Source organism: Burkholderia sp. LMG 13014 (assembly GCF_905232215.1).
Taxonomy (GTDB): domain Bacteria; phylum Pseudomonadota; class Gammaproteobacteria; order Burkholderiales; family Burkholderiaceae; genus Burkholderia.
The window spans coordinates 1-3963 of the sequence record NZ_CAJNKE010000538.1 but is presented as its reverse complement, the minus strand read 5'-3'; the positions used below and the strand labels follow the sequence as shown (position 1 = coordinate 3963).

The 3963-nt window shown below is 68.2% G+C and carries 4 protein-coding genes; 3 read left to right on the top strand and 1 reads right to left on the bottom strand.

Translation table 11 applies throughout. The features are described 5' to 3' along the window. On the top strand, positions 1-958 hold a 958-nt coding region (locus JYJ84_RS30390), incomplete at its 5' end, for an MFS transporter (RefSeq protein ID WP_205189874.1). 120 nt (positions 959-1078) lie between these two features. Further along, a complete protein-coding gene (locus tag JYJ84_RS30385) occupies positions 1079-1873 on the top strand; it encodes an enoyl-CoA hydratase (RefSeq protein ID WP_175221590.1) in 795 nt (264 codons plus the stop codon). 150 nt (positions 1874-2023) lie between these two features. Here the strand turns inward: JYJ84_RS30385 and alr are convergent, their stop codons facing one another. Next, positions 2024-3145 carry an alanine racemase gene (gene alr / locus JYJ84_RS30380; RefSeq protein WP_175221591.1) on the bottom strand — a complete coding sequence of 374 codons (1122 nt, stop codon included), beginning with the start codon at positions 3143-3145 and terminating at the stop codon, positions 2024-2026. A 301-nt stretch (positions 3146-3446) separates the two neighbouring features. Here alr and JYJ84_RS30375 point away from each other — a divergent pair, with 301 nt between their 5' ends. After that, positions 3447-3818, top strand: a complete 372-nt coding sequence (locus tag JYJ84_RS30375) for an MAPEG family protein (RefSeq protein ID WP_174956531.1) — start codon at positions 3447-3449, stop codon at positions 3816-3818. Positions 3819-3963: the final 145 nt, after the last annotated feature.

The following is a 3963-nucleotide window of genomic DNA, read 5'->3' as shown; positions in this document are numbered from 1 at the left end:
GGCGATTGCGGTCTGGGCGGGCATCGCGTCGGTTGCCGTTGCCGTGGGACCGGTGCTGGGCGGCATTCTCGTCGACGATTTCGGCTGGCGCAGCGCGTTCCTGATCAACGTACCGACCGGCGCGGTCGCTTTTGCTGGGGCGGCGGCACTCGTGCGGGCATCGGTCGCGCAGCATGTGCGTCACTTCGATTGGGCCGGTCAGGGTGTCGGTGCGACGGCGCTCGGCGCACTGTGTTTTGCCGTGATCGAATTGCCGACGCGCGGCGCTGGCGCTGCGGACGTCCGGTGCGCGTTGCTGGTCGCCGGGCTCGCATCGGTCGTGCTGATCATCGTCGAGCGGCGGGCGCGCAATCCGATGGTGCCGCTGGCGTGGTTTCGCAATCACATCTTCGTCGCGATGAACCTGATGGGCAGCCTCGTCTATGTCGGCTACTTCGGCTTGCTGTTCGTACTGAGCCTGTATCTGCACGGACGCTTCGGCATGAGTGCGCGGCAGACGGGGCTGACGCTGCTGCCGTTCGCGCTGAGTTTGTCGCTGGGCAACCTGCTGTCGGGCAAGCTGCATGGCCGCGTCCGCCCGGTCCGGCTGATGGCGAGCGGCCTTGGGGTGGCGGCGCTGGCCATCCCTGCGATCGCGATGGCGCTCACGCTGCGCGCGCCGTGGCCGGTGGTCTGGGCGGCCATGGCCGCATTCGGCACCGGAACCGCGCTGTCGGTGGCGCCGATGATCGCGACCGTGCTCGAACAGGTGCCCGCGGACGCGGCGGGCGTCGCGTCAGGATTTCTCAACGCGGCGAGACAGGCCGGCAGCCTGCTCGGCGTGGCCATCGCAGGCGCTGCGACGATACTGTTGCCGGATCTGACCGAGGCGTTGTGGGCCATCGCGGCGGTCGGTTGCGTCGCCTATGCGATCGCCGCCTTTGCCGCGCGGACGGCGGGCAACGCGAGTGGCACGTGACTGGACGCCACACGGAATGTGGAGGACCATTTCATCTCCACGGTGCCGTGAACGTGCGTGCATCAACGCCGCGCGTTCGCGCCGCATCGAATCGTGCCGAACCCCATCGAGCGGAACATCATGGAATCCGATCAAGAGACTGCCGAGCCGATCCTGTTGCGCGACGAGCACGACGGCGTCGTCACGCTGCGCCTGAACCGTCCGCAGCAATTCAACGCATTGTCCGAGGCGATGCTCGCCAGCCTGCACGATGCGTTCGACACGCTGGCGGCCGATCCGCACGTGCGCTGCGTCGTGCTGGCCGCCGAAGGCAAGGCGTTCTGCGCGGGCCACGACCTGCGGCAGATGCGTAGCAAGCCCGAGCTCGACTACTACCGCACGCTGTTCGCGCAGTGCAGCCGCGTGATGCTCGCGATGCGCGCGTTGCCGGTACCGGTGATCGCGCGCGTGCACGGTATTGCGACGGCGGCTGGCTGCCAGCTCGTCGCCGCGTGCGACCTGGCGATCGCGGCCGATACCGCGCGCTTCGCGGTATCGGGCATCAACGTCGGGCTGTTCTGTTCGACGCCGGCCGTGGCATTGAGCCGCAACGTCACGGCGAAGCGCGCGTTCGACATGCTCGTGACCGGGCGCTTCGTCGATGCGGCGACGGCCGCCGCGTGGGGGCTCGTCAACGAGGCCGTGCCCGAGGACGCGCTCGACGCGGCCGTCGCACGCAAGGTCGCCGAGATCGTCGCGAAGAGCCCTGCCGCGGTGCGGGTTGGCAAGCAGATGTTCTATCGCCAGCGCGAGTTGTCGCTCGACGAAGCCTATGCGTATGCGGGCGACGTGATGGCGCGCAACATGATGGAAGAGGATGCGGGCGAAGGGATCGACGCGTTCCTCGAGAAGCGCAAGCCGACGTGGCGTTCGTAGTGCATCGCCGGATGAGTTCGCCGAACGGAGCGGAAGGGCCGTCACCCACGCCTTTCCCGCACACCGGAAAGCAAACGGGCCGCCCGAGGCGGCCCGTAAATCAACCGGAATGCAAGGCGACGCGATAGCGCGCCGCCGCATCGACGCCGGTCAGCGCCCGTAGCTTCCGGTGCGCAGCGTCGGCTGTTCGCTCGACGCACCGGGCGGCACGGTCACGACCGGCACGCGGCGCGCGAGTGCGCACATCAGCTCGTAGCCGATCGTGCCGCTGGCTTGCGCCACGTCATCCACCTTCACCTGGTCGCCCCAAAGCTCGACACTCGACCCGATGCCCGCGTTCGGGCACGGCGTCAGGTCGACGGTCAGCATGTCCATCGACACGCGGCCGACGACGCGCGTCAGCACGCCGTCCACCGCGATCGGCGTGCCGGTCGGTGCGTGGCGCGGATAGCCGTCCGCATAGCCGCACGCGACGACGCCGATCCGCATCGGCCGGTCGGCCGTGAAGCGGCGGCCGTAGCCGACGGTTTCCTCCGGCGACAGCGTCTGCACGCCGATGATCTTGCTCGTCAGCGTCATCGCGGCCATCAGCGGCGTGTCGGCGATATCCCGCGACGCACCCGTCGGCGATGCACCGTACAGGATCGTGCCGGGCCGCACCCAGTCGCGGTGCGCGCGCGGATGCCACAGCACGGCTGCCGAGTTCGACGCCGAGCGTTCGCCCGGAATCCCGGCCGTAGCTGCATCGAACTGGTCGAGCTGCCAGTCGACTTCGCCTTCGTCGGCGTTCGCGAAATGCATCATCAGCGTGATCTTGCCGATCGACGGCGCGCTGGCCGCCCGCTCCCACGCGGCACGGAAAGCGGCGGGCCGGTAGCCGAGCCGGTTCATCCCGGAGTTCATCTTGAGCTGGATGTCGATCGGCTGCTGCGGCTTTGCCGCGATCAGCAGGTCGAGCTGCTCGTCGCAGTGCACGGCCACCGTCAGGCGGTGACGGTCGGCCAGCTCGACGTCGGCCGGCTCGAAGATCCCTTCGAGCAGCAGCACGGGCTTGTCCCAGCCGAGCTCGCGCACGCGCACGGCTTCGTCGAGATCGAGCAGCGCGATGCCGTCGGCGGCTGCGAGGCCCGGGTAGATCCGCTCGATGCCGTGGCCGTAGGCGTTGGCCTTGACCACGCCCCACACGCGCGATTGCGCGGCGGTGCGGCGGATGAAGTCGAGGTTGTGGCGGACGGCGTCAGGGCGGATATGGGCGACGATGGGACGGGGCATGGCGATGTCTCGGGTCGGATGTCGTTCGGCGCGCGCGGCGGCGCGGGTTCGGCAGGCTGGCGCGGCAACGCGCCGAGCCAGTGTTGAGCGCTATCTTATTGGTGTTCGACCAGTTTTAATTAACGTTTTTGTCGACGATTTGGTGGAAATTTTGGTGTCTGACCGGGCTGGCCGCGGCTGTCGGCGGGCCTCGCAGCCGAGTCTCCCGTCTAGAAAACCGGTGCGCGAACAGTCTGCCCCAATGCTAAGCTCTCGGCGATCTTGTCATTGATCAATGTAATCATAAAGGAGGAGACTTTTGATGACGACGTCCCAGCTGTGCCTGTTCATCGCGGCGCTGTTGCCGTTCCCGATGACGTTTCTCGCGAAGGCCCGCAAGGGCTACGACAACCGCACGCCGCGCGACTACCTGGCGAAGCTCGAAGGCTGGCGCGCCCGCGCGCAGGCTGCGCACCAGAACGCGTGGGAGGCGCTCGCGCTGTTCACGGCCGGGCTGGTGGTGGCGTGGCACAACGGCGCGAACGTGCATCGTGTCGACCAGCTTGCGATGGCGTTCGTCGCGATCCGGATCGTTTATATGCTGATGTACCTGCTGAACTGGGCGTCGCTGCGCTCGCTCGTGTGGTTCGGCGGGATGGCGTGCGTGGTCGCGTTGTTCTTCGCTGCGCCGTAAGCGGCGCATGCGGGCGAGGCCGGCGCGTTACTTGCCGGTCGCGCCGCCCGTGCCGCGCACGAGACGGTCGTTGGATGCGGGCGCAACGATCGGGCCGGCGAACGGCGCGGCTGCCGCTTCCGCGGCTGCTTCGCGGTGCAGGAAG

Excerpts from the sequence above, each read along its gene's own strand:
- JYJ84_RS30385 (WP_175221590.1), top strand. The coding sequence starts at position 1,079 with ATGGAATCCGATCAAGAGACTGCCGAGCCGATCCTGTTGCGCGACGAG.
- JYJ84_RS30375 (WP_174956531.1), top strand. The coding sequence starts at position 3,447 with ATGACGACGTCCCAGCTGTGCCTGTTCATCGCGGCGCTGTTGCCGTTC.
- alr (WP_175221591.1), bottom strand. The coding sequence starts at position 3,145 with ATGCCCCGTCCCATCGTCGCCCATATCCGCCCTGACGCCGTCCGCCAC.